This window comes from Pseudomonas sp. EMN2 (assembly GCF_009650555.1).
Lineage (GTDB): Bacteria > Pseudomonadota > Gammaproteobacteria > Pseudomonadales > Pseudomonadaceae > Aquipseudomonas > Aquipseudomonas sichuanensis.
On the sequence record NZ_VZZR01000068.1, the window covers coordinates 1 to 24,058 of the forward strand.

26 protein-coding genes and 1 riboswitch are annotated in these 24,058 nt (G+C 64.8%); of the genes, 8 read left to right on the forward strand and 18 right to left on the reverse strand.

What is annotated here, in order from left to right; translation table 11 throughout:
* Nucleotides 1-130: 130 nt before the first annotated feature.
* From F6X61_RS19775 to F6X61_RS19800, 6 genes are all read right to left on the reverse strand, one after another.
* Complete coding sequence (locus F6X61_RS19775) at nucleotides 131-1,468, reverse strand: OprD family porin (RefSeq protein WP_153788056.1); 1,338 nt, start codon at nucleotides 1,466-1,468, stop codon at nucleotides 131-133.
* Complete coding sequence (locus tag F6X61_RS19780) at nucleotides 1,465-1,899, reverse strand: pseudoazurin (RefSeq protein WP_153788057.1); 435 nt, start codon at nucleotides 1,897-1,899, stop codon at nucleotides 1,465-1,467. The genes F6X61_RS19775 and F6X61_RS19780 overlap by 4 nt, the downstream gene beginning before the upstream one ends.
* Nucleotides 1,900-1,916: 17 nt before the next feature.
* A complete protein-coding gene (locus tag F6X61_RS19785) occupies nucleotides 1,917-2,705 on the reverse strand; it encodes an ABC transporter ATP-binding protein (protein ID WP_153788058.1) in 789 nt (262 codons plus the stop codon).
* A complete protein-coding gene (locus F6X61_RS19790; RefSeq protein ID WP_153788059.1) occupies nucleotides 2,702-3,718 on the reverse strand; it encodes an iron ABC transporter permease in 1,017 nt (338 codons plus the stop codon). The genes F6X61_RS19785 and F6X61_RS19790 overlap by 4 nt, the downstream gene beginning before the upstream one ends.
* Nucleotides 3,715-4,728 carry an ABC transporter substrate-binding protein gene (locus F6X61_RS19795; protein ID WP_153788060.1) on the reverse strand — a complete coding sequence of 338 codons (1,014 nt, stop codon included), beginning with the start codon at nucleotides 4,726-4,728 and terminating at the stop codon, nucleotides 3,715-3,717. Before F6X61_RS19795 ends, F6X61_RS19790 begins: the two co-directional genes overlap by 4 nt.
* A 112-nt stretch (nucleotides 4,729-4,840) precedes the next feature.
* Nucleotides 4,841-5,040: riboswitch (cobalamin riboswitch) on the reverse strand.
* A 26-nt stretch (nucleotides 5,041-5,066) separates the two neighbouring features.
* On the reverse strand, nucleotides 5,067-6,233 hold the full coding sequence (locus F6X61_RS19800; protein ID WP_153788089.1) for a DUF1624 domain-containing protein: 1,167 nt from the start codon (nucleotides 6,231-6,233) through the stop codon (nucleotides 5,067-5,069).
* Between the two features lie 200 nt (nucleotides 6,234-6,433).
* On the opposite strand from F6X61_RS19800, the gene F6X61_RS19805 reads away from it, so the two are divergent.
* A complete protein-coding gene (locus F6X61_RS19805; RefSeq protein WP_153788061.1) occupies nucleotides 6,434-6,886 on the forward strand; it encodes a hypothetical protein in 453 nt (150 codons plus the stop codon).
* Between the two features lie 96 nt (nucleotides 6,887-6,982).
* On the opposite strand, the gene F6X61_RS19810 is transcribed toward F6X61_RS19805, so the two are convergent.
* The 6 genes from F6X61_RS19810 to F6X61_RS19835 form a co-directional block, all read right to left on the reverse strand.
* Entirely contained in the window at nucleotides 6,983-7,759 is a 777-nt protein-coding gene (locus F6X61_RS19810; RefSeq protein WP_153788062.1) for a ParA family protein, read from the reverse strand.
* A gap of 114 nt (nucleotides 7,760-7,873) precedes the next feature.
* Nucleotides 7,874-8,353: a hypothetical protein gene (locus tag F6X61_RS19815; RefSeq protein ID WP_153788063.1), complete on the reverse strand. Its 480-nt coding sequence runs from the start codon at nucleotides 8,351-8,353 to the stop codon at nucleotides 7,874-7,876.
* A gap of 84 nt (nucleotides 8,354-8,437) precedes the next feature.
* Nucleotides 8,438-9,022, reverse strand: coding sequence for a LysE family translocator (locus tag F6X61_RS19820; RefSeq protein WP_153788064.1), 585 nt, complete (start codon nucleotides 9,020-9,022; stop codon nucleotides 8,438-8,440).
* Between the two features lie 49 nt (nucleotides 9,023-9,071).
* Nucleotides 9,072-9,902: an AraC family transcriptional regulator gene (locus tag F6X61_RS19825; protein ID WP_153788065.1), complete on the reverse strand. Its 831-nt coding sequence runs from the start codon at nucleotides 9,900-9,902 to the stop codon at nucleotides 9,072-9,074.
* A 75-nt stretch (nucleotides 9,903-9,977) separates the two neighbouring features.
* A complete protein-coding gene (locus F6X61_RS19830) occupies nucleotides 9,978-10,592 on the reverse strand; it encodes a LysE family translocator (protein ID WP_110992839.1) in 615 nt (204 codons plus the stop codon).
* A gap of 34 nt (nucleotides 10,593-10,626) precedes the next feature.
* Complete coding sequence (locus tag F6X61_RS19835; RefSeq protein ID WP_153788066.1) at nucleotides 10,627-11,547, reverse strand: LysR family transcriptional regulator; 921 nt, start codon at nucleotides 11,545-11,547, stop codon at nucleotides 10,627-10,629.
* A gap of 103 nt (nucleotides 11,548-11,650) precedes the next feature.
* On the opposite strand from F6X61_RS19835, the gene nfsB reads away from it, so the two are divergent.
* The 3 genes from nfsB to F6X61_RS19850 all read left to right on the forward strand — a co-directional run bounded on the left by nfsB (nucleotide 11,651) and on the right by F6X61_RS19850 (nucleotide 13,266).
* Nucleotides 11,651-12,304, forward strand: coding sequence for an oxygen-insensitive NAD(P)H nitroreductase (gene nfsB / locus F6X61_RS19840; RefSeq protein WP_153788067.1), 654 nt, complete (start codon nucleotides 11,651-11,653; stop codon nucleotides 12,302-12,304).
* 373 nt (nucleotides 12,305-12,677) lie between these two features.
* Complete coding sequence (locus F6X61_RS19845) at nucleotides 12,678-13,022, forward strand: DUF1801 domain-containing protein (protein ID WP_153788090.1); 345 nt, start codon at nucleotides 12,678-12,680, stop codon at nucleotides 13,020-13,022.
* A 46-nt stretch (nucleotides 13,023-13,068) separates the two neighbouring features.
* Entirely contained in the window at nucleotides 13,069-13,266 is a 198-nt protein-coding gene (locus tag F6X61_RS19850) for a hypothetical protein (protein WP_153788068.1), read from the forward strand.
* On the opposite strand, the gene F6X61_RS19855 is transcribed toward F6X61_RS19850, so the two are convergent.
* From F6X61_RS19855 to F6X61_RS19870, 4 genes are all read right to left on the reverse strand, one after another.
* Nucleotides 13,267-14,421, reverse strand: a complete 1,155-nt coding sequence (locus F6X61_RS19855) for a cysteine desulfurase family protein (RefSeq protein WP_153788069.1) — start codon at nucleotides 14,419-14,421, stop codon at nucleotides 13,267-13,269. It abuts the gene before it with no gap.
* 173 nt (nucleotides 14,422-14,594) lie between these two features.
* On the reverse strand, nucleotides 14,595-15,074 hold the full coding sequence (locus F6X61_RS19860; RefSeq protein ID WP_153788070.1) for a DUF2269 domain-containing protein: 480 nt from the start codon (nucleotides 15,072-15,074) through the stop codon (nucleotides 14,595-14,597).
* A gap of 1 nt (nucleotide 15,075) precedes the next feature.
* Nucleotides 15,076-16,203, reverse strand: a complete 1,128-nt coding sequence (locus tag F6X61_RS19865; protein ID WP_153788071.1) for a saccharopine dehydrogenase family protein — start codon at nucleotides 16,201-16,203, stop codon at nucleotides 15,076-15,078.
* Between the two features lie 105 nt (nucleotides 16,204-16,308).
* Nucleotides 16,309-17,235, reverse strand: coding sequence for a LysR family transcriptional regulator (locus tag F6X61_RS19870; RefSeq protein ID WP_125464364.1), 927 nt, complete (start codon nucleotides 17,233-17,235; stop codon nucleotides 16,309-16,311).
* Nucleotides 17,236-17,373: 138 nt separating this feature from the next.
* On the opposite strand from F6X61_RS19870, the gene F6X61_RS19875 reads away from it, so the two are divergent.
* The 4 genes from F6X61_RS19875 to F6X61_RS19890 all read left to right on the forward strand — a co-directional run bounded on the left by F6X61_RS19875 (nucleotide 17,374) and on the right by F6X61_RS19890 (nucleotide 21,701).
* A complete protein-coding gene (locus tag F6X61_RS19875; protein ID WP_153788072.1) occupies nucleotides 17,374-18,603 on the forward strand; it encodes an acyl-CoA dehydrogenase in 1,230 nt (409 codons plus the stop codon).
* Between the two features lie 123 nt (nucleotides 18,604-18,726).
* Nucleotides 18,727-20,115, forward strand: a complete 1,389-nt coding sequence (locus F6X61_RS19880; protein WP_153788073.1) for a PAAR domain-containing protein — start codon at nucleotides 18,727-18,729, stop codon at nucleotides 20,113-20,115.
* 503 nt (nucleotides 20,116-20,618) lie between these two features.
* Nucleotides 20,619-21,023 (forward strand): hypothetical protein, encoded by a 405-nt coding sequence (locus F6X61_RS19885; RefSeq protein ID WP_153788074.1) that lies wholly within the window; start codon nucleotides 20,619-20,621, stop codon nucleotides 21,021-21,023.
* A 279-nt stretch (nucleotides 21,024-21,302) separates the two neighbouring features.
* Nucleotides 21,303-21,701 (forward strand): hypothetical protein, encoded by a 399-nt coding sequence (locus F6X61_RS19890; protein ID WP_153788075.1) that lies wholly within the window; start codon nucleotides 21,303-21,305, stop codon nucleotides 21,699-21,701.
* 66 nt (nucleotides 21,702-21,767) lie between these two features.
* On the opposite strand, the gene F6X61_RS19895 is transcribed toward F6X61_RS19890, so the two are convergent.
* The gene (locus F6X61_RS19895; RefSeq protein ID WP_153788076.1) at nucleotides 21,768-23,180 is read right to left on the reverse strand and encodes a cytosine permease; all 1,413 of its coding nucleotides are present in this window, start codon (nucleotides 23,178-23,180) and stop codon (nucleotides 21,768-21,770) included.
* Between the two features lie 402 nt (nucleotides 23,181-23,582).
* Complete coding sequence (locus F6X61_RS19900; RefSeq protein ID WP_110992853.1) at nucleotides 23,583-24,035, reverse strand: Lrp/AsnC family transcriptional regulator; 453 nt, start codon at nucleotides 24,033-24,035, stop codon at nucleotides 23,583-23,585.
* Between the last annotated feature and the right edge of the window lie 23 nt (nucleotides 24,036-24,058).

Below are 24,058 nucleotides of genomic sequence, written 5' to 3' on the forward strand. Positions count from 1 at the left end.
GTGACTGGCCCGAAACAGATGTGGGAGCTGGCTTGCCAGCGATGCGCCGCGCGGGCGGCGCTCGATCTCATAGGCGCTACAAACCTGTCGCCCTGCACCTGATGGCCCACATACTGTCGTCAAAGGACCATCAAAATCCCCCGCTGATCGGCCACTCCACCGCCACCCTGACCTGATCTCCATCCAGCTCCGCCTGCGCCGCATCCCCCCGGTGCACGTTATGCCTTACCGAAACCGCCAACCCCTTGGCCGCCCCACTCTGCACCACATACCGGGCCTCCAGGTCCCGCTCCCAGTGCTTGCCATCCTTGCCATACCCCAGATACGCATACCCCCCACGCGGATCGACATGGGTGCCATCGATATCGAACCCACGCACATACAGCGCCGTCAGGCTCAACCCCGGCACGCCATAGGCCCCCATGTTCAGGTCATACCTGGCCTGCCACGACTTCTCGTTCGGCGCATTGAAGTCGGACAGCTGCACGGCGTTACCCAGGTAGATCGCCCCGCGGGTGACGTAGTCGAACGGCGTGTTGCCGTCCACCTGCTGCCATCCCAGGCTGAACGCGTGCGGGCCCTGGGTGTAGCGCGAGACCAGGCTCCAGGTCGTGTTGTCGATGCGGCCGGAAAGGGCTTTGCCAGTGTCGGTGGTGCGGTACAGGTTGAGGTCCAGGCTCAGGCTGCGCCGGTCGTCGAATGCGTGGCTGAGGGTGCTGCCGAGGTAGTGCTGGTTCCAGGTGTCTGCGTAGCGCGAGCTGTACAGGCTGGCGCTGACGTTGGCGGTCGGGTTCCACACCGCGCCGGCCAGGTCGAAGCTGTTGCCCTGGCGGCCGTTGGAGTAGTTCACCACGAAGCCTTGATCGTGGCTGGAGGCATTGCGGTCGGTGCTTTCGTTGAAGTGCCCGGCCACCAGCTTGAGCCGGTCGATTTCGTTGCTGGTGAGGAACCAGCCGGTGAAGGTCTCGGGCAACAGGCGGCTGTCTGACGAGCTGAACACCGGGGTCTTGACCCGTTGCTCGCCGTAGGACAGCACGGTGTTGGAGGCGCGCAGCTTTAGCGCCGCGCCGCCTCGGCTGTATTCGCTTTTGGGGTGGCCGTCGTTGTCGATGGCCAGCAGGCGTGCCTTGCCGGCGCGGCCGCCGCCGCTGTCGAGCTGCACGCCGAGGTAGGCGTGGGCATCGACGCCCACGCCGATCAGGCCTTGGGTGAAGCCTGAACTGAACGTGCCCATCAAGCCGTATGCCCATTCCTCGGCCTTGCCGCTGCGTTCGGCACGGGGCTTGTAGGCATTGCGTGCGGCGCTGTTACGCCCACCGTGGCGGTAGTCGCGCTGGTCGTAGACGCTGCGGTTGAGCAGGCTCCAGCTGCTGTCTTCGACAAAGCCGTTAGCCTTGGACTGAGCGGACTCGGCCAGGGTCAGCGGGCTGAGGCCGAGCAGCGGCAGGGCGATGAGCAGCGGTTTCATTGGCCGGCCTCCAGCTTTTGCAGCTGCACGGCGAGGCGACTGGCCGCGCGGGCGGGCAGGGCGTCTGGCAACTGCATCGGCGTGGGCGCGCCCACCTGCACCAGCATCACCATGCCCATCGCCAGGTGCGGGATGCACTGGATGCCATAGAGCCCGGGCTGGCTGAAGGTGTATTCGAACGGCTGGTTAGGCTTGCTCTTGAACGCTTCGGCGCCTGCCGGCAGCAGGCCAGGAATGCTCGCGGCGTTGTGCCCGGCCTGGGTCGGCAGAAAGCGCACGGTGTCGCCCGGGGCAATGCGCAGGTGGTCCGGCTCGTAGACCATTGCCCCCTCGGCGCCGCGGTTGAGCATCTTCACTTCGAACACCTCGGCCTGGGCGGCGGCGGTGGTCAGCAAGGCGGCAAGCAGCAGGGCGGCGCAGCGGGGCGGCATGGGCAGAACTTCCTGGTTCAGGGGGCGCGAAAACGCAGGATGCGCGCGCCGTCGAAGGGGTCGGTGAGGTAGTGGGCGCGTACGCCGAAGGTGCTTAGCAGGCGCTCTGGGGTGAGCACGGCTTCGGGCTTGCCGAGGGCGACCAGGCGGCCCTGGTCGAGCACGGCCAGGCGGTCGCAGGTGAGGGCCTGGTTGAGGTCGTGCAGGGCCACCAGGGTGGTCACCGGCAGGGCCTGCACCTGTTGCAGCAGGCTCAGCTGGTGCTGGATATCCAGGTGGTTGGTCGGCTCGTCGAGCAGCAGCAGTTGCGGGCGTTGGGCCAGGGCGCGGGCGATGTGCACGCGCTGGCGTTCGCCACCGGACAGCTCGCGCCAGATGCGCTGGCTGAGGTGGCTGGCGTCGACGTCGGCCAGGGCCTGGTCGACGATGGCGCGGTCGGCCTTGCCGAACGGCGCCAGTGCCGACAGCCAGGGTGTGCGGCCCAGTGCCACGGCTTCGAAGACGCTGATGGCGTCCTGGGTGTCGGCTTGTTGCTCGACCAGTGCCAGCTGTTGGGCGATACGCCGGCGCGGCAGTTTCGCCAAGGGTTCCCCCAGCAAGTGCACGTTGCCGGTGGTGGGCGTGCGCAGGCCGGCGAGCAGTTTGAGCAGGGTGGATTTGCCCGAGCCGTTGGGCCCGACGATGCCGAGGGTTTCACCGGGGCGCACGGCCAGGTCGATAGCTTGCAGCACCTCGCGCTCACCCAGGCGCAGGCTCAAGCCTTGGCAGGCGAGCGGGGCGACTTGCAGCGAATTGAGCACGGTCATGGGCGCCCCCGGCGGCTGACCAGGATCAGCGCGAACACCGGTGCGCCGATCAGCGCGGTGACCACGCCCACCGGGATCACCTGGCCGGCGATCAGGGTGCGCGAAAGAATGTCGGCGACGATCAGGAACAGCGCGCCGCCGAGGGCGCTGGCCGGCAGCAGGCGGCTGTGGCCGGGGCCGAGCAGCAGGCGCAGGGCGTGGGGGATGACCAGGCCGACGAAACCGATGGCGCCGACGATCGACACCATCACCGCTGTCACCAGCGCAGTGCAACTGATCAGCAGCAACTGGGTGCGGCGCACCGGCACGCCCAGCGAGGCGGCGGAATCGGCGCCGAAGGTGAAGGCGTCCAGTGCGCGGCGGTGCCACAGGCACACCGCAAGGCCAAGCACGGCCACCGGCAGCGCCAGCCACACCGACGGCCAGCGCACGCCGCTGAGGTTGCCCAGCAGCCAGAACAGGATGCCGCGTGCCTGCTCGGCGGTGGCCGACTTGGTGATCAGGAAGGCGGTCAGGGCGTTGAACAGTTGCGACCCGGCAATGCCTGCAAGGATCACCTGGGCGTTGTTGTGGCTGCTGGCGCTGGCGCGCGACAGTAAAAGCACCAGGCCGAACGCCGCCAACGCGCCGATGAAGGCGCCGCCGGACAGCGACAGCGCTGCGCCGCCCAGGCCAAGCAGGCCGACCGCCACGGCGCCGGTCGAGGCACCGGCGGACAGGCCCAGCAAGTAGGGCTCGGCGAGCGGGTTGCGCAGCAGCGCCTGCAGCACCACGCCGCAGGTGGCCAGGCCCGCGCCGCAGGCGGCGGCGACCAGGGTACGCGGCAGGCGGTAGTTCCAGACGATGCCGGCGTCGATCGGGTCGAGGGTGTGGCCGGCCTGCCACAGCTGGTTGGCCAGCACCTGCCAGACCAGGTCGATGCCCAGGCGGGTTTCGCCGATGGCGATGCCGGCGAGCATGGCCAGCAGCAGGGCGGCCAGCGCGGCGATGGCGAGGGGCAGCAGGCGGCTCATGGTTGTGGCGCTTGGCCGCTGGCGAAGGCGGCGGACAACCGCTCAAGGCCGAGGAACAGACGAATGCCGGCCTGCATGGCGTCGGCATCGAGGACGATGATGCGGCCGTTCTTCACGGCGTCCATGTTGCGGGTGACCGGGTCGCTGCGCAGGAAGTCGAGCTTCTTCTGGTAGTCGTCGGCGGGGAAGCGGCGGCGGTCCATGCGGGCGATGATCAGCCAGGTGGGGTTGGCTTTGGCCAGGGTTTCCCAACCCACGGTGGGCCATTCTTCGCTGGACTCGACCACGTTGCGCACGCCCAGGGTCTGCAGCATGAAGTCGGCCACGCCCTGGCGGCCGGCGACGTAGGGGTCGATCTCAAGGTCGGCGCTGGAGAACCAGAACAGCGCGCTGGTGCCGGACAGGTCCTTGCCGGCCAGTTGCTGCCTGGCGTGCTCCAGCTGGCCCTTGAGTTGCGCGTTCAGCGCCGTGCCACGCTCCTGCACGTCGAAGATCTCGGCCAGCTGGCTGACGCTCTTGTAGATGGTCTCGACCTTGAACGGCTGCAGGCGGGTGCCGTCGGCGCCGACCAGGTTGTCCTTGCCTTCGCAGTCGGACGGCAGCAGGTAGGTGGGGATCTTCAGCTCGGCGAACTGCTCGCGGGTGCCGACCACGCCCTGGGCGCCGACCATCCACTCGAACTGCACGGCCACCAGTTGCGGGCGTTTGCCCACCACGGCTTCGAAGCTCGGGTCGTTGTCGGCCAGGCGTTCGACCTTGTCGTTCTGCGCCTTGAACTCGGGCAGCACATTGTTGAACCACAGCGAGGTGCCAGCCAGTTTGTCGCCCAGGCCCAACGCATAGAGCATCTCGGTGCCGGCCTGGCCGATGGTCACGGCGCGCTCGGGCGCCTGGGCGAAGGTTTGCGCCACGCCGCAGTTTTCGACGGTCAGCGGGTAGTGCGTGGCGGCGGCCTGGGCCAGGCCGGACAGCGACATGGCGGCGAGCAGGGTGGCGATACGGGGCAGCATGGTCGGGCGATCTCCTGTCGAACGGTGCACGGAATGAGCACGGACAGGCATCGCCGGGCTTCGGGCAGGGCGCCCGAGGCAACGAACGGATGGCCATCCCGGACACCCCGCCGGTTGGTGAACATGTGCCGGCAGGTCTCCTGACTGGTGCGTCCTGGCCCTGCGCCAGCCTTCCCGGATCGCTTGATCCAGTGGCATCGATGGCGCGGGCTCGGCACCTACAGTTGCGGGGGCAGTTCCCTTTGGCACGCGTGTGGCGGCCTGGGGATTCCCTATTAATTCCGAGTGGAAACCGGCGGGCGGCATGGTAGACCATCACCCGCCGGGTGAAAACGCCTTTACAGGTATTTGAGCCAGGCGATGTCGCGCCGGCGTGCCTTCAGCCGGGCGAACCCTCGCACCGGCAGGTACAGCGCCGCAGCCAGCAACACGGCACTCAGCCACACCGCGGCGATGCCGTCGAAGCCGAAATAGTCGCCATGGTTGAGGCCCAGCAGCGCCACGCTGGCCAGGTACAGCAGCTTGAGCACATACAGGTGCAGCAGGTAGAAGAACATCGGCGCGGCGCCGAACACCGCCAGCATGCTGATCCAGCGGGCGGACCCTGCGCGCTCGAAGCCGCGCAGCAGCAACAGGCCGGCGCCCAGGGTCAGGGCGAGGAACAGCAGTGACGGCGGGTATTTGGTGATGTTGAAGAAGCTCATCAGGGTTTGCGTGACACTCGGGTAGCTGCTCCACGGCGCTTCGCCGTAGCCGTTGAGCAGGCGCAGTACGACGAAACCGAGCAGTGCGGCGCTGCCGGCCAACAGCAAACGCTGCTGGCGCTTCGCGGCATCGCTGGCGCGGGTGAACCACGGGCCCAGGCCATAACCCAGGGCGATCACGCCGATCCACGGCAGCACTGGGTAGGAGGTGCGCAGGCGCAGGCTGTCGGTGGCTTGCAGCCAGCCACGGTCATGCAGGATCGCCCAGGGTACGTGCAGCGCCGACTCCGGGCCGAAGTGCAGGCCATCGAGCAGGTTGTGCCCGGCCACGATCAACGCACCCAGCGCCAACAGCGCCGGGCGCGGCAGCCACACCAGCAGCGACAGGGCGATCATGCTGATGCCAATGGCCCAGATCACCTGCAGGTAGATCACGCTCGGCGGCAGCTGGAAGGTCCAGGCGAAGTTGACCAGGGTGAACTCCAGCGCCACCAGGAACAGCCCGCGCTTGAACAGGAACGCCGAGACGTCGCTGCGGCCTTGGTACTTCTCGCCATACAGCCAGGCCGACAGCCCGGTCAGCAGCACGAACACCGGCGCGCACAGGTGGGCCAGGGTGCGGCTGGCGAACAGGCTGGGGTCGGTGGCGTCGATGCTCATCGGGTCGCTGACCTGGCGGTGCAGGAAGAAGGTTTCGCGCACGTGGTCGAGCAGCATGAACAGGATCACCAGGCCGCGCAGGGCATCGATGCTCTGCAGGCGCTGGGTGAGCAGGGTGGGGGAGGCGGTGGCGCTGGTCATCGGCAAGGGGTCGCAGGCAGGAATGAATGTCAAATGAAACGTTATCTTATAACTATTTGTCTTGTGCTGAACAGAGGCTTGGATGGGTAAATCTGTGTGTCTGCCAGGAGGAAGGGCTCAGGCTACTTGTGCTTTGGCGAGCATTGGCGGATACATGCAGGCCGCGTGACGATGAATGTAATTTGCCGACAAGGACTGCCATGAAACCAACCCATGTACTACTGGCCACATTGCTGCTGGCGTTGCCGTGCGCCCCGGCTCTGGCCGACAGTTGCCGCAAGAACATCCAGGGCGGCGAGGATTGCCGCTACAGCGATGGCACCACCTCCACCAGCCGCGCCAATATCATGGGTGGCTTCGATACCACTTACAGCGACGGGCGCCGCTCCAGCAGCCGATCGAATATCCAGGGTGGGTTGGATACGCGCTACAGCGACGGTAGTTCTTCCAGTAGCCGGTCGAATATTCAAGGCGGGCAGGATACGCGCTACAGCGATGGCCGCACTTCCAGCAGCCGATCGAATATTCAGGGTGGGCAGGATACGCGCTACAGCGATGGCAGCACTTCCAGTAGTCGGTCGAATATTCAGGGTGGGCAGGACACGCGTTACAGCGGTGGTGGCCGTGAGCGTGATCAGGGGCGGCGTTGGTAGGGGCTGCGGTGTGTTCGGCTGGACATCTTCAGCGCTCTGCACCTGTCTGCCCACACGCGACCTCAATTCGGCCACTACAACCCGCCCACAATCTCCTCACGCCGCCCGCTCCAGCACATCCAGCAACTCGACAAACTCCTGCGCCAGCCTATGGCGCGGCGCCATGTGCACCAATGGCACCGCCGCTTCATGGGACTCGCGCATCCTGATCGAACTGCTCAGGTACACCGGCAGCACCGGCAACCCTTCGCCGCGCAACTGGTCGACCAGGGTCTGGTGCAGGGCGGTGCGCCCGGCGAACTGGTTGACTACCACGCCTTCGACCTGCAACCCGGCATTGTGGTCCTGGCGCAGCTCGTCGACCTCGGCCATCACGTTGAGCAGCGCCTGGCGCGAGAAGCTGTCGCAGTCGTAGGGGATCAGCAGGCGCTCGGCGGCCACCAGGGCGCTGAAGGTGTAGAAGTTCAGCGCCGGTGGGGTGTCGATATAAATCCGCTCGTAGTCCGCCGACAGCTCCACCAGCAACTTGCGCAGCTTGTTGATCTTGAACTTGCTCTCCAGCTTGCCCTGCAGGTCGGCAAGGTCGGGGCTGGCGGTGATCAGGTGCAGGTTGGCGTAGCGGGTTTCGGTGATGGCCACGCGGTGCTTCTTGCCGGTGGCCGGCGCGGGGGCGAGGGTCTGGCGGAAGAAGTCGGCGATGCCCGCCGGGATCTCGTGGTTGACCAGGCCGGTCAGGTAATAGGTGGCGTTGGCCTGGGGGTCGAGGTCCACCAGCAGGGTGCGATAACCTTCGGCGGCACTGGCGGCGGCCAGGTTACAGGCAATGCTGGACTTGCCGACACCGCCTTTCTGGTTGAACACGACACGACGCATGGCTGAATCATCCTTGAGGGAAAATGGCAGAACGGGGTCAATCCTATGACCGAAGAATGACAGTATTAAGACAAAGCTTGTTACATGTCCTGCCTGCGTCGTGCACCGGTGCTTTTACGGAGCGGCTTGCTGCAACGCCTGGAGTTCGTCCTCGACCTCTTGCATGCGCGCTTCGACCAAAGCCTGCACTTTCGGGTCCCTGGCGCTCTCGCGCATCAGCGCGGTCAGTTTCTCGCTCAGCCGCTTGCCTTCATCGGTCTCGCCCAGCGCCTTGGCCTTGGCCGGGTCGCGGGTGGCGGCGACGATGGTGTCGAATTCGGCGTCGTCGAAGTTCTTTTCGCTGTAGAGCCGGTACAGGTCCTGGCGCTGGTCCTCGACGGTCAGGTGCTTGCGCAGCACCGTCTTGATCTGTTCTTCGGGCAGCTTGGGGTGGGTTACGGCCAACAGCTGCGCCATGCGCCCGATGTTGTGCTCGTAGGCTTCCTGCAGGGGCAGGCTGGAGCGGATCTTTTCTTCGCGGCTGGGTGCCTGGTCGCAGGCGGCGAGGGCGGTGAGCAGCAGCAGGGGCAACAACAGTCTTGGCAAGCGGGGCATGGGGCAGGGGCCTTGGGCACGGTGAGGCTGGCGAGTGTACTGCAAGCAGGCCCGCCGCCAGCAGGGGCCTGCATGAAATAGGCGTCAGACCAGCAGCGCCGACCAGGTCGACACCAGCAGCAACCCCGCCAGGCTCTGGTTGAACCAGCGCAATGCCCGAGGCGAATTCAGCCAGCGCGCGCTGCCGGCACCCAGCAGCGCCCAGGCGGTCATGCTCGGCAGGGCGATCAGCAGAAACACCAGGGTCAACCACCACAGCGGCAGGGCCGGGGTGGCAAACAGGCTGATCATCGCCAGCGCCATCAGCCAGACCTTGGGGTTGACCAGCTGCAGGGTGGCCGCCTGCAATGGGCCAAAGCCTGCATGGTCACCGGCCTGCAGCGGCGCACCGGCGCTGCGCAGCATGCGCCAGGCCAGCCAGCTCAGCCACAGCGCACCCGCCCAGCCGAGCAGCTGTTGCGCCAGCGGGTGATCAAGCAGCAGTTCGCCCAGGCCCAGGCCAACCAGCAGCACCACCGCAGCCGCCGCGCCACAGGCCGCCACGGTGGGCGCCAGGCTGGCGCGCACGCCGCGCTGGGCACCTTGGGCGAGGATCAGCAGGTTGGTCGGCCCCGGGCTGATGCTGGATGCCAGGGCGAAGAGGACGAAGGGCAAAAGGCTGTGGGACATGGTCGAGGCTCCGGTTGATCGTGGCCTCATGTTCGCAATCGCCCGGGTTTCAGTCTGGAAGGTTTGAGCAGCGCTTGCGGTAGTCCGCCGGTGTCAGCCGGTAGGCGCGGCGGAACCAGCGGCCCAGGTGGCTCTGGTCGGCGAAACCGAGGGCCGTGGCGACCTCGGCCGGGCCCAGGCCACGGGCCAGCAGCTGGCGCGCCCGGGCCAGGCGCAGCTGGATCAGGTAGGCATGCGGGGCCAGGCCGTAGGCGGCCTTGAAGGCGCGGGTCAGGCGGAAACGATCGACGCCGCAGACCCGCGCCAGGTCGTCCAGGCCGATGTCCTGGTCGAGGTGCGCATGCAGGTAGTCGCGGGCCACTTGCGCGGTCAGCGGCAGGCGCGGGTCAGGGTCGAGGCGCCGGCGCCACTGCAGGTGGCCGGTGAGGCAGGCCAGCAGGTCGTCGATGGCGGTCTGGCGGACGATGCGCAGGTCCTGCTGGTGCAAGGCGTTGAATGCGCGGCTGGTGGCGCCGGCCAGCCGCGTATCGCAGTGCAGGGTGGCGGCGAAGCTGGGGAGGGCGTCGCTGGGGGCCTGCTCGAACAGCGTGCGCAGTTGGCTTTCCAGCCAGTGGCTGTCCAGGTACAGGGTGGAGTAGGTGAAGCCTTCAGCGGTTGGCGCCAGGCCGTCATGCAGGTCGCCGGGCTCGAGCAGGAACACCTGGCCGGGTGTGCTTTGGTGGCGCACCCGGCGGCAGTTGAACTGCTGCACGCCCTGTTCGGTGACGCCGACCAGGAAGCTGTCGTGCCAGTGCGGGTCGTAGGCGTGGCCGGTGAAATGGGCGCGGACCGACTCGATGCCGGTATCGGCGTCCTGTTTGAGGTCGATCCAGTGGCTCATGGCGAGGGCCGGTTGCGGTGGGTACTCGACCATAACGCAGAACCGGCCCTGGAGTTTAGAACGATTGTGCAGCGCTCAACGCTGGGCGAATGCCAGGTTAATGCCCAGGCCTGCGAACGAGGCGGCAAAGCCCCGACGCAGCCAGGCCTGGACCTTGGGCGAGTCGATCACCGCACGGCGGAACAGGTGGGCGAGCAGGCCATAGAGCACGAACACGACGAAGGTCATCAGCATGAACACCGCGCTCAGGCCGAGCATCTGCACCACGGCGGAGCCGGCGTGGGGGTCGATGAACTGCGGCAGGAAGGCGAGGAAGAACAGGGTCAGCTTGGGGTTGAGGATGTTCAGCAGGCAGGCCTTGAGCACCAGCTGGGCGGCAGCGGCCGGCGGGGCTTTTTCATCCACGGCGAAGGCAGCGCGATCACGCCAGGTGGCATAGGCCAGGTACAAGAGATACGCGACCCCGGCGAACTTCAGCCCCTGGAAGGCCAGGGCGCTGGCGTGCAGCAGTGCCGACAGGCCGAGCACCGAGGCCAGCAGGTGGGGCACGATCCCCAGGGTGCAGCCCAGGGCGGTCCACAAACAGGCGCGACGCCCGGCCACCAGGGCGCTGGAGACGGTGAGAATCACCCCGCTGCCGGGGATCAGCACGATGATCAGGGCGGTGAGCAGAAATTCCAGGCTCGGCATGGGTGACAGCTCCTTGCAGTCGGGGGAAGCGCCACTATACGCCGGGGCCTACCGGCTGCAACACACCCTCCGGGCGCAGCGTGGCGAAGCGCTCGCGCAACCAGCCGTGCAGCTGCGCCACCGCAGGAGTGATCTGTTTGCGGTGCGGGCACACCAGGGTGACCGGGGTCGGCTCGCCGGGGTGTTCGGGCAGCAGGATCTCCAGGGCGCCGGCGGCGATGTCGGCGCTGACATCCAGCCACGACTTGTAGACGATGCCTTCGCCTTCCAGCGCCCAGCGCCGCACCACGTCGGCGTCGTCGCTGAACAGCGGCCCGCGTACCTGCACGGTGCGGTTGCCCAGCCGCCATTTGTCGTACACCCGGCTCTGTTGCGAGTACAAAAGGCAGTCGTGCTGTTGCAGCGCTTCGGGCGTTTGCGGCCGGCCGTGACGGGCCAGGTATTCAGGGGCGGCCACCACCACCCGGCGGTTCCACGGCGCCAGGGGCAGGGCGATGTAGTTGGCGTCTTCGTTGAGGCCGTAGCGGATGGCGACGTCCACCGGGTCGCGGTAGAAGTCGGCCATCTGGTCGGAGAGCAGAAAGCGCAGGCTCAGGCCCGGGTGCTCGCGGCGAAACGCACTCAGCCAGGGCCGCAGCAGGTTGCGCCCCAGGTCCGAGGGGGCGGCCACCTGCAGTACGCCACGCAGGCTGCTGTGGTTGCCGTGCAGGTCTTCGCGGCCTTGGCGCAGGGTGTCGAGCACGCGTTGGGCGGTGGGCAGGTACAACTCGCCCTCGGCGGTGAGGCGCAGGCTGCGGGTGGTGCGGGCGAACAGGCGCACATCGAGCTCGCGCTCCAGGCGCTTGATCGCCGCCGCCACCTGGCCGGGCAGCAGGTCGGCCTCGTGGGCGGCGGCGGTGAAGCTGCCCAGGGCGCTGGCTCGGGCGAACAGTTCGAGGTCGGTGATGCGCAGCATTTTCACTCCAGGGATGAAAGTGTTGCTGCATTGTGCTGGTTTTTCTTTGCAGCCGGGAAGATAAGATGCGCCTCAATCCCGATCATCCAAGGAGTCACCGTTGATGGACACCGTTGCCCTGGCCAAGCGCCGCTACACCACCAAAGCCTACGATGCCAGCCGTCGCATCCCCCAGGCCACCATCGATGCGCTGCTCGAACAACTGCGCCACAGCCCGTCCTCGGTCAACTCGCAGCCGTGGCACTTCATCGTTGCCGACACCGATGAAGGCAAGGCGCGCCTGGCCAAGAGCACCGAGGTGGGCTTTGCCTACAACACGCCGAAGATCCTCAATGCCTCCCATGTGATCGTGTTCGCCACGCGCACCGACATGACCGAGGCGCACCTGCAGGCGGTGCTGGAGCAGGAAGGCAAGGATGGGCGTTTCCGCAGCGACGAGGCCAAGGCCGGGCAGGACCAGAGCCGCCGCTTCTATGTCAACCTGCACCGCCACGACAACAAGGACCTCCAGCACTGGATGGAGAAGCAGACCTACCTGGCGCTGGGGACCGCGTTGCTGGGGGCGGCGGCCTACGGGCTGGATGCCACGCCGATCGAAGGGTTTGACTTCAAGGTGATGGACGCCGAGCTGGGGCTGCGTGAGCGCGGGTTTACCAGTGTGGTGGTGTTGAGCCTGGGGTATCACAGCGAAGAGGATTTCAATGCCGGGCTGGGCAAGTCGCGGTTGCCGGCGGCCGAGGTGTTCACTTTCCTCTGAAGTAGAGGCGCCGCCATGCGGCGTCTTCTCCGGCAAGCCCGCTCCCACGGGTTCAGTATCAGCCTTCAGGGCCGCGCGGTCGTTGTGGGAGCCGGCTTGCCGGCGAATGGGCGCACCGCGGCCCTAGTGACGCCTATTCGCTCGTCCTGTTCATTCCCCCTCCATTTCCAGCAGGCGCTTGGGATCATTCCTAGGCTGGCCGAGCTGAAGCAATTGGTTTCAAATTCGGAAATGTCTTACGGATGCGAGGCGTTCACTGGCAAGACGGTTCTGAAAAAGTGCGGCTGCGGGCCGAGAGAATTGCAGGGCATGGTAAATACTCACGCCTTCCGTGTTGGAGGATCTTTCCGTGTCCCATCCCACCGCCTCGCAGATGATCGATGCCCGTATCGCCGCCTTGACCGACTGGCGAGGCCCCCGCCTTGCGCAAGTGCGCGCCCTGATCCGTCGGGCCGACCCGATCGTGCGCGAGGAAGTGAAATGGCGCGGCACGCCCGTCTGGTTCCATGCCGGTGTCCTCTGCACTGGCGAATGCTACAAGGACAAGTTGAAGCTGACATTCCTCAAAGGTGCGGAACTTGCGGACCCGACCGGATTGTTCAATGCCAGCCTCGATGGCGGCACGCGACGCGCCATCGATCTGTTCGAAGGCGACCGCCTCAATGAGCGGGCGTTCATGGCGCTGATTCGGGAAGCGGTGATCTTCAATCTGGGCTGAGTGTTCACACGCTCTCAGCATGGCAAGGGTGTAGACGATCAGCGCCATGTTCAGGTACATCGCCGCGAACTGGCCGAAGATCGGCCGCCCGGCCCGAGGAACTGCGGCAGTACGGCGCCGCAGTATTGCGCGCCAGCAACTGACGCAGGCCAAGGTAGATCAGGTAAACGGTACCGAGCAGCTTAAGCACCAGGAAGGCTGCATGTGCCTGTTCGCCGGCTTGCCGGCGAACCGTGCTCACTGATTACCAGAGTGCCGCAGCGGCCGCGCCAATCACCCGCTCGAACACCGCGATTGCCTGGTTCACCTCGGCCTCGCTGGTGTAGCGGCCGATACTCAGGCGCACACTGTTGCGCGCCCGGCGTTCATCCAGGCCGAGGGCCAGCAGCACATGGGAGGCCGCATTGCTCGCCGAGTTGCACGCCGAGGTAGTGGACAGCGCAAGTTCGTTGGCCAGCAGGCGGCTGTTGAAGCCGCTGGCGTCGATACACAGGTTGAGGGTATGGGGAATGCGTTGTACGGCGCAGCCATTGAGCGACACGCCCGGCAGCGCCAGCAGGCCGTCGCGCAGGCGCCGGGCCAGTTGCTCAAGGCGCTGGTGTTCGCTGTCCCCTGGCTGGCCCGCCAGGGCGAAGGCGCTGCCCATGCCTACGATCTGGTGGGTGGCCAGGGTGCCGGAGCGCAGCCCGCGCTCGTGGCCACCGCCGTGCATCTGCGCACGCAGGCCGCTGCGGGCGCGGGGGCCGACATAAAGCGCGCCGATGCCCTTGGGGCCATACACCTTGTGCGCCGAGAACGACATCAGGTCGACCGCCTGGCTGGCCAGGTCGATCAGCACCTTGCCTACCGCCTGGGCCGCGTCCACATGCAGCAGGGCGCCGTGTTCGCGTACCCGCGCGCCGATGGCGGCGAAGTCGGTGAGGGTGCCCAGTTCGTTGTTCACCGCCATCAACGACACCAGCCGGGTGTCCGCCCGCAGAGCTGCCTGCACGGCGTCGGGCTGGATCAAGCCCTGGGCGTCTGGTGCCAGGCGGGTTATCGCCCAGCCCTGGCGCTCCAGTTCGGTCGCAGTATCGAGCACGGCCTTGTGTTCCAGCTGGCTGGTGATCAGGTGGCCGGGCTGTGGGTAGCTTTGGGCGACACCCTTGAGGGCGAGGTTGTTGGATTCGGTGGCGCCGGAGGTCCATACCAGGTCGTCGGGTTGCGCGCCGACCCGCTCGGCCACCTGGCGGCGGGCCTGCTCGACCGCTTCACGGGCGGCCTGGCCGAAGCTGTGGCCACTGGAGGCAGGGTTGCCGAAGTTGGCGGCACGGCCCAGGCAACCGAGCATGGCCTCGATGACTCGGTCATCGACAGGGGTGGTGGCGGCGTAATCGAAATAGAGGGGGGCGTTGTGCATAGCGAGGGCTTGTCCGTGCGGGACGCCGCCAGTCGGCATCCATGTACGGCATGTTACGAGGCCTGATGGACAAAGGTTTTTCCTATTGCTCGTCCACTAGGTTATTTCAGAATGATTCATTCTGTGCGGGATGCTCATGCGAGAAAAAAATTCTCCTCGCACTGCTTTTCAAGTTAAAGCCATTGCCAAGGCGCCTGCTTTTTCACCATTACCAGCACCATCAGGAACATCCCGGCGAACCCGACCACACCCATCCACAGCCAATAACGGTAGAGCCGGTGGTAACGCGGGCATAGCGGGGAGTGCGCCTCGGCGGCTTGGGCGGCGAGGGCCTGCAGACGGGTCTGCAACAACAGTACCGGCAACCACAACGCACCCACTCCGAAGAAGATCGCCAGCGCGGCGCGCAGCCAGTCCATCGTCCAGTCCATGCCTGCCATGCGCACCATGGCGTAGCCGGTCAGCAACTGCAGGACACCGGCCGGAGTGGTGATCCAGGCGTCGAAGCGCACCACCATCCTGGCCACGGCGGCGATCACCCGCGCATCGCCCGTGCGGTGGGCGGCGATCAGGTAAAGGTAGGAGCCCATGCCGAAGCCGAACAGGAACACGGCGCCGATCACATGCAGGTATTTGAGCAGCAGGTAATCCATGTCAACCGCGTCCCTGCTGGAAACTGACGCTGTAGCGGATCTTGTCCGGCGCGTCGATGGCCGCCAGGTATTGGGCGACGCTTATCTCGCCCACGCAGGGGCGCGCGCCTGCAGCTGGCTGGTAGCCTTCGGTCAACCTGGCCATCAGCGCCACCGCAGCGCAGCTCGGGATCTCGGGGCCTTTGTCATCGGTTGCGCTGACCTGGGCACGCATGCGTAGCGGCTGGCCATTTTCGTCCTGGCCGCGCACGTCCAGGTACATCGCGCTCTTGCCATCTCCCCAGCGCTCGAAGCGCAGGCCCAGGCGGTGCAGGCGCCGCGCCCAGGGCAAGGGGTCGCGTACCAGCCCGTATTTCACCAGCAGCGCCAGTGCCGCATTGGCCAGGCCACCGGCCATCAGCCCGGCACCGGCCTTGAACGCCAGGGTGCGCGCACCGTAGCGGCTGGCGAAGATGTCCATGTCCGGCACATCGACATTGCTCAGCAGGCGCCAGCCCAGGCCCGGCAGGTGGCGCAGCTGCAGGCCCAGCCAGCCGTCGACTGCGCAGGGCTGGCCATCTCGCCACTGGCGGATCGGCCGCCCGGCATAGGCGAGCACGCCTTCGATGGTGGACAAGCCGGGCATCTTGGCAGAGGAGGAAATGCCGTGCTCGATCGACTCGATGTGGCTGAAGCGCTGCCGATGTTCGTCGAGGATCGCCGACGACAGGCTGGGCACCGAGCTGCAGCCACTGAGCAGCGCCACGCCCGCCTGGCGGGCGCGGGCGTCGAGCTGGGCGATGCCGTTGACGAACAGGCGGCAGTCGGCCAGGTCGCAATAGCTGGCGCCGGCCTCGATGCAGGCCTCGGCGACGCGGTAGGGCTGGCCCTGGAACGGCCCGCCGGTGTGGATCACCCAGTCGATGCCCAGTTGGCGCAGGGTCCCGGCGAAACCGGGGGCCATGGCATCACCGCACCAGCTGCCGTGCAGCGATGCGCCGGGGCTGCCTAGCTGTGCGCCAAGCTGGGCGAGCTGGCGGGCGTTGCGCCCGGCGATGACCAGTTGCACGCCCGGCATCTGGTTCAAGTGGCGGCTGATGATGCGCCCGAAGTTGCCGTAGGCGCCGATCACCAGAGTCCTGATAGCCATGCTGCGTTCCTTGTGCCGTGAATCTGGAATGCCCGGGGCAGGGCGGCGCAAGGTTTACCCAAAGGTCGGGGCAATGCAAGCGCGAACAGGCCTTTGCTGCCGCGCTCAAGCGTTTTCCAGCGCCTTCTGCTCCTGGCTGGCGACCCGCTCGCACAGCTCGATGATCTGCTCGCGCATCCAGCGGTTGGCCGGGTCCTGGTCGGTGCTTTCGTGCCAGTACAGGTGGGTTTCCAGGGCCGGCACTTCCACCGGCAGCGGCTGGTGGCGCAACTGGTGACGGCGGGCGAAGCGCTCGGGCACGGTCATCACCATGTCGGTCTGCTGCAGCACCTGCGACGCCATCAGGTAGTGTTGCGAACGCAGTGCCACGCGGCGCTGCACGCCCATCTTGCCCAGGGCCAGGTCAACGTAGCCCAGGCCGTTGCGGCGGCTGGAAATATGGATGTGGGTCATGCCCAGGTAACTGTCGAGGGTCAGCGCGCTGTCGGCCAGCGGATGGCCGGGGCGCATGGCGCAGACGTAGCGGTCCTGCATCAGCTTGACGTGGCGCACCTGCGGGTCGGTGTTCAGTGGTGCGTCGACGGCGAAGTCCAGGCGCCCGGCGGCCAGCTCCTTGGTGGTTTCGCGGCGCTTGCACGGGAAGCTCTCGATCACCAGCGCCGGTGCCAGGCGGCGCAGGCGCTGGAACAGCGGCGGCAGGATCACCGCCTCGGTGAGGTCGGTCATGCTGATGCGGAAGGTCTTGCTGGCCTGCAGCGGGTTGAAAATGCGGCTCTCCTGCACCGAGGTGCGCAGCAGCGACAGGGCGTTGCGCACCGGGCCGATGATGTTCTGCGCCATGGGCGTGGGCACCATGCCCTGGGCGGTGCGCACGAATAGCGGGTCGTTGAAGGTTTCGCGCAGGCGCGACAGGGCGTTGGACACCGCCGGCTGGGTGATGCCGACAATCTGCCCGGCGCGGGTCAGGTTGGCTTCGGTGTAGATGGCGTCGAAGACGATGAACAGGTTGAGGTCGACCTTGCTGAGGTTCATGGCGCCGCTCTTCATTGGAATTATCAGCGGATCATATATCGGTTATGAATGTTAATACACAGTGAAAATAGACTAGGTGGATGAAGGGTGGCTGTTCTAGGCTGCGTCCATGTTCTTCATTGACTGAAGGTAGCCCCGATGGATTTCGCCTATTCGCCCAAGGTCCAGGCACTGCGCGAGCGTGTCAGCGCATTCATGGACGCCTATGTGTACCCGGCCGAGCCGGTGTTCGAGCGCCAGGTTGCCGAAGGCGACCGCTGGCAGCCCACCGCGATCATGGAGGAGCTCAAGGCCAAGGCCCGTGCCGAAGGCCTGTGGAACCTGTTCCTGCCCGAGTCGGAATACGGCGCGGGGCTGACCAACCTCGAATACGCGCCGCTGGCCGAGATCATGGGCCGCTCGCTGCTGGGGCCGGAGCCGTTCAACTGCTCGGCGCCGGACACCGGCAACATGGAAGTGCTGGTGCGCTACGCCAGCGAGGCGCAGAAGCGCCAGTGGCTGGAGCCGCTGCTGCGCGGCGAGATCCGCTCGGCATTTGCCATGACCGAGCCGGACGTGGCCTCGTCGGATGCCACCAACATGGCCGCCACTGCCGTGCGCGACGGTGACGAGTGGGTGATCAACGGCCGCAAGTGGTGGACTTCCGGCGCCTGCGACCCGCGCTGCAAGGTGATGATCTTCATGGGCCTGTCCAACCCCGACGGCCCGCGCCATCAGCAGCACTCGATGATCCTGGTGCCCACGGATGCGCCGGGGGTGAAGATCGTTCGCCCGCTGCCGGTGTTTGGCTACGACGACGCGCCCCACGGCCACGCCGAGGTGCTGTTCGAGAACGTGCGCGTGCCTTATGACAACGTGTTGCTCGGCGAGGGCCGTGGCTTCGAGATCGCCCAGGGCCGCCTTGGCCCAGGCCGTATCCACCACTGCATGCGCTCGATCGGCATGGCCGAGCGCGCCCTGGAGCTGATGTGCAAACGCTCGGTCGAGCGCACGGCCTTCGGCAAGCCGCTGGCGCGGCTGGGTGGCAACATCGACAAGATCGCCGACTCGCGGATGGAGATCGACATGGCCCGGCTGCTGACGCTCAAGGCCGCGTACATGATGGACACCGTGGGCAACAAGGTGGCGCGCAGCGAGATTGCGCAGATCAAGGTGGTGGCGCCGAACGTGGCGTTGAAGGTGATCGACCGGGCCATCCAGATCCACGGTGGCGCGGGGGTCAGTGGCGACTTCCCGTTGGCCTACATGTATGCGATGCAGCGCACCCTGCGCCTGGCCGATGGGCCGGATGAGGTGCACCGGGCGGCGATTGGCAAGTATGAGATTGGCAAGTATGTGCCCAAGGAGATGTTGCGTAGCGGGCAGTGAAAATATCAGCCGTGTAGTTCGTTTTCGCATTATGTGTAGGGCATTTCCCAAGCGCCGGACTGCCCCCGTGTTTTCGCCCTGAGTGCTGCTAGTTTCCGCTGCTTTGCATCTGCAGAGGGAAACATGAACAGGGTCAATATCGGTGGTAAAGGGCAGGCGCTGGACGGGGATGTCACGACCACTGGGGCGATATGCATTGCTGATGATCCGAACCATCGTTGTGACGGTATCCAGGTGCTGCGCAGGGGCGATGCCACCACCGAATGCCCGGTTTGCGGCCAGCGCGGCACGGTAGTCGAAGGTATTTCGTGGTTCATGTCTAACGGTCGGGAGGTGGCGGTCGACGGTTCGCTGGTGGCGTGCGGATGCCCCAGTGGCAGTAACCGAGTGGTGGCGCCTTTGGGTATGGCGACGCGTGCACGCTCGGCGCCGGCTGGCGCTGGTGCTGCCCCAAGAGCCGACTCGGTCGCAGCATCGCGCTTCCAGCCACAGATGGCCACGGCATCGGCTACGCCGCGTGCGCTGCTGGAGCCGGGGTTTTATGTCATACCCCGCAGCATGTCCGGGTCGCGGCTGTTGGCGCAGCTGCTGGAGCAGGATCGCACGCTGCCGATCGCTCGGGTTAAACGCCTGAATCCCACTTTCGATCAAGGTTTCAAGGCTGGCGAGATCTTCGTCCTCGGCGACCTCGATAACCACCATGCCTGCACCCGGCAAGAGGCCGAGCTGATGGCAGCGGCACAATTGACGCGCGACGCCCTGGCCGAACTCGACGAACAGGAAGCCAACTTCATGATGGAGCACATCGGCGAGATCGCCGGGGTGCTCAGTGGCGCGAGCCTGTCGATGGGCGTGGGCAAGGACATGCTGTCGCGCGGGCTGGGGCAGGTGAGCGATACGCTCAAGGGGATCGAACAGTTGCATCAGCGGGAGTTCGGTTTGCATGGGCACTTGAAGAGCCCGCAGTTCTTTGCCTCACGCCAGGCTTTGTATCAGCAGCTGAATGCGCAATTGCGCAGTGCGTTTCTGGGTAAGTACCTGAACCTGGGCGGGCATGAAAGTCTGCGCAAGGGCTTGGGGATTTCGACCAGGAGCCTCGTGCATCACTGGTCCAAGGCCGGGGCGCCGGGGGCGATACCGGGGTATGCGACGCATCTGGATGAGGTGGCGAAGATGGCGAAATATTTGAAGTCTGGGGGCTATGTTGGCATCGGGCTTGGGGCCGCTTCGTCATATTTGAAGGTGCAGGAGGTTTGCCGGACTGGTGAGACCGAGGCGTGCAAAAAAATAAGGTATACAGAAACGGGTAGTTTTGCGGGAGGTTTGGTAGGTGGTGCTTTTGCCGGTGCAGCAAGCGGTATCTCGGTGAAGGCTGTCTGCAATTTTGGCGTTTGGGGAAAAGCCATATGTGGATTAGTCGTTGTGGGAGCGGGCTCCTTCGGCGGAAGCCAGTTGGGCAGTGCAGGGGGAGAGTGGTCTGGCCAAGTCGTTTATGAGCAAATGTATGATTGATCTTAGTGGATGGCCCTCTGAAATAAGACTGGTGCTGCTTGTGGTTCCATTTATTTTGATAATTACAGGAGGCACGCTCAACGCCTACATTGCGGGCTCTCGGCACTTTTTCGTTATGTGCCACGCCTTTCGGCGCAGTAGTGGGCTTCATGATGAAGTTGTGGTGTGGGGCACCACTCGGCAGCACGCGCGGATGGTGATAGTTAGTGCGATGACCCTTGGTTTAATATGGCCGTCCTTTGGGTATCGGAAAGGATGGCTGAGTGTCGATGACAGTAATGAGTTTCCAGGTTACTTGGCGCGAATGATGAAGTTAAGTAGCGGCTGCTTACTCATGGGGTTTGCAATGCTGATCGTGTTGGTCTCATTTGTGAAAGTGACCCGTTAATGATTCAGAGCTGCTTTCTATTTTTCGGTTCTTGAGGTCGACGAGGCTTTGGATGCGCCTGTGGATACATCTATGGGTGAACACTTGGCACCGAATCTGCAAAGAGGGTATGTGGGTGCGTATGATCAATGTAAGTGAGTGGCCGGATGTGATGAAGCTGACTCTGCTTCTCGCACCTTTCGCTATCGGTTTGGTCGGGCTTGCGATCAAGTTGCATATCGCCGCAACGCAGCACTTCAACGTGATGTGCGAAGCGCTTCACAGAAGCAGCGGACTCCACGAAGAGCTGAGGAACGGGGGGGCCTTCACCCTGAAACTCAGATTGTCGACCGTGAGTGCGATGACGGCGGGCATCATCTGGCCAAGATTGGGTATCCGTCAGGGGTGGTTGGATGCAGAGGACAGTCGCTTGTTCCCTCCCTATCTGAAAAAACGCATGAAACTTAGTTTTTACTGCATATCGGTCAGTCTGGCATGCATGGCCTTCCTGTATCTGTTCGTCAATTTCGACCGCGCATGAACTGACGGATTTGCTGTGGGCCAGATGCAGCACGTGCGGGAGGGACCGAAGAGTGTAAACGTGTCCGGTTTACCGAAACGGGTAGTTTTACAGGGGGGATCGCGGGAGGTATGGCCGGTGGAGCTGTCGGAAAGCTTGCCATCAAAGCAGTCTGTGGATTTGGACCATGGGGGCGGGCCACCTGCGCAATAGCAGTAATCGGCGCATCTTCCCTCGGTATTGGGAAGCTCGGTGAGTTCTTTGGGGAAGAGGTAGGCGAGATATTGTACGAGACTGCTTATGATTGATTTGAGCTGGTGGCCTGTAGAGTTGAGGATAGTGTTGTTACTCGCTCCGTTCGCTGTGGGGCTGGCTGGGCTTGCGATTGAGTTGCATATCGCAGCCTCGAGCCATTTCAAGGTGATGTGCGACGCCTTGCAGCGAAGCGAAGGTCTTCGCGAGGAGCTGAGAAACGGTGGTGCGCTGACGCTAAAGTTTCGAATGTTGACAGTTAGTGCCATGACGGCTGGGATGTTTTGGCCTGCGTTGGGCATTCGTCAAGGTTGGCTGAACCCGGAGGACAGTCGTGATTTCCCGGTCTATCTGAAAAAACGCATGAAGCTAAGTATGTATTGCATCCTTATCGGTGTTTTCTGGATGGCTTTTGTTGTACTTCTAGTGCAGTTCAAGCGCGTCTGATGCCTTGGTGTTTGGCCGCAGGAGACCCGCAATAGCGGGTCTTTTTGTTACGTGTCACCGGGGCAATCAGACCCCCGCAGCCAGCTTGGCATTCACCTGACTCCGACGATAAGCGCTGTCGCGGCTGGCCAACCACCAGTACAGCGGCGTGGTCACCGCCAGGCCCACCAGCCAGGACAGGTCGGCACCGTTGATGTATTCGGACACCTGGCCAACATACAGCGGGGTGTTCATGAACGGGATCTGCACCACGATGCCAATGGCGTAGGCCAGCAGCGCTTGCGGGTTGTAGCGGCCGTAGATGCCGCCATCGACCTTGAAGATCGACTGGATGTCGTAGTCGCCTTTATGGATGACATAGAAGTCGATCAGGTTGATCGCGGTCCACGGCACCAGCACCACCAGCAGCACCAGCACCATGTCGACGAAGTGGCCGATGAAGTCCGCCGAGGCGAACACCGCCACCACGCAGCAGGCGGCCAGCACCAGCAGCGACAGCACGGCGCGGCTCTTGGCGGTGGGGATCCAGCGGTGGGCGAAGGTCTGCACCAGGGTGATGATCGACAGCACTGCGCCATACAGGTTCAGAGCGTTGTGGCTGATCACGCTGAGCAGGAACAGCACCAGCATCACCGGGCCAAGGGTGCCGGTGGCGAGCTTGACGGCGTCCATGGTGTCCATGCCCGCAGGGATGGCCAGCACGGCGACGGCGCCGAAGATGAACGACAGGCTCGAGCCCAGCGCCGAACCCAGGTAGGTGGTCCAGAAGGTCGACGACACTTTCACGTCGGCCGGCAGGTAGCGCGAGTAGTCCGACACATAGGGGGCGAAGGCGATCTGCCACAGCGCCGCCAGCGACACGGTGGCCAGCCAGCCGGCCAGGTTGAAGCCGCCGCGGGTGAGGAAGTCGTCGCTCTGCACATGGCTGAAGATGTAGCCGAAGCCGACCACGATGCCGATGCCCAGCACCCAGGTGCCGATGCGGTTGAGCACGTGGATGAAGCGGTAGCCGATGATGCCGATGATGCCCGAGCCCAGCGCGCCGACGACGATGCCCACCGGCACCGGCACGCTGTCGACCACGCCGTGCAGCGACTTGCCGGCCAGGACGATGTTGGAGGCGAAGAAGCCGATGTACATGACGCCTGCGATCACCACCACCAGCAGCGCGCCGAGCGAGCCGAACTGGGCACGGCTCTGGATCATCTGCGGGATGCCCATCTGCGGGCCCTGCGCCGAATGCAGCGCCATCAGCACGCCGCCGAGCAGATGGCCGACCAGGATGGCGACGATGCCCCATACCAGGTTGAGGTGGAACAGCTGCACGCCCAAGGCGCCGGTGACGATCGGCAGCGGGGCGATGTTGCCGCCGAACCACAGTGTGAAGAGATCCCTTACCTTTCCATGGCGGTCTTGCGGCGGCACGTAGCCGATCGTGTGTTTCTCGATGAGGGGTGCCGAATTGGCTGCACTGGTCATGAATGACTCCAAGGCAAGGAGGGCGCAACCGAAGTTGCCGGGCGCGTGCCGACAAGGGGCGACGCGTTCTTGTTGCAGCGATGATGGCGGCGGGGCAGGGAAGGGGAAATTAGTAAATTTGTGCTCATGAACCTTAAAAAAGCTAAGGCTGGCAGAAGGTTAAGCGGGGGACGGTAGCAAGGTGGGTGCCAGGTGGGGAGGCGCCGTGGCAGGCGGCGCACGGCGGGGCGAGTGGTTTTGTGGTGGGCGATGGTGGTGCGCAGTGCGCGTTGCCGGGGCTTGGGTGTTGCCTGTTCAGGCCCTATCGCGGGGCAAGCCCGCTCCCACGGTCCGGGTATGTTTTTGAGGGGCGGAACGTGGGAGCGGGCTTGCCCCGCGATAGGGCCGGTTTGCCGAGTGTTGTTACATCGGCAACAACCGATCCTGAATCACTTCTTTCATTACCAAGGTCGAGCTCAACCGCTTCACATTGGGAATGCTGGTCAGCTGCTCGTCATACAGCTTCTGGAACGCCGGCAGGTCCTTTGCCACCACATGCAGCAGGTAATCCGGGTCGCCAAACAGCCGCTGCGCCTCGACGATCTGCGGTATCTGCGAAACCGCCGCTTCGAAGTCCGCCACCGGCTGGCGGGTAACCTCGCGCAGGGTGACGAACACCAGCGCGGCGAAGTTCAGGCCCAGGGCGCTGGGGGCCAGGCGGGCGTGGTAGCCGAGGATGGCGCCGGATTCTTCCAGCGCCTTGAGCCGGCGGTGGCAGGGTGACAGGCTCAAGCCCACGCGTTCGGCCAGTTCGGTTACCGACAGGCGCCCGTCTTTTTGCAGTTCGGCAAGGATCTTTCGATCGGTTCGGTCCATGAGGGAAGAATCTTCCAGGTTGA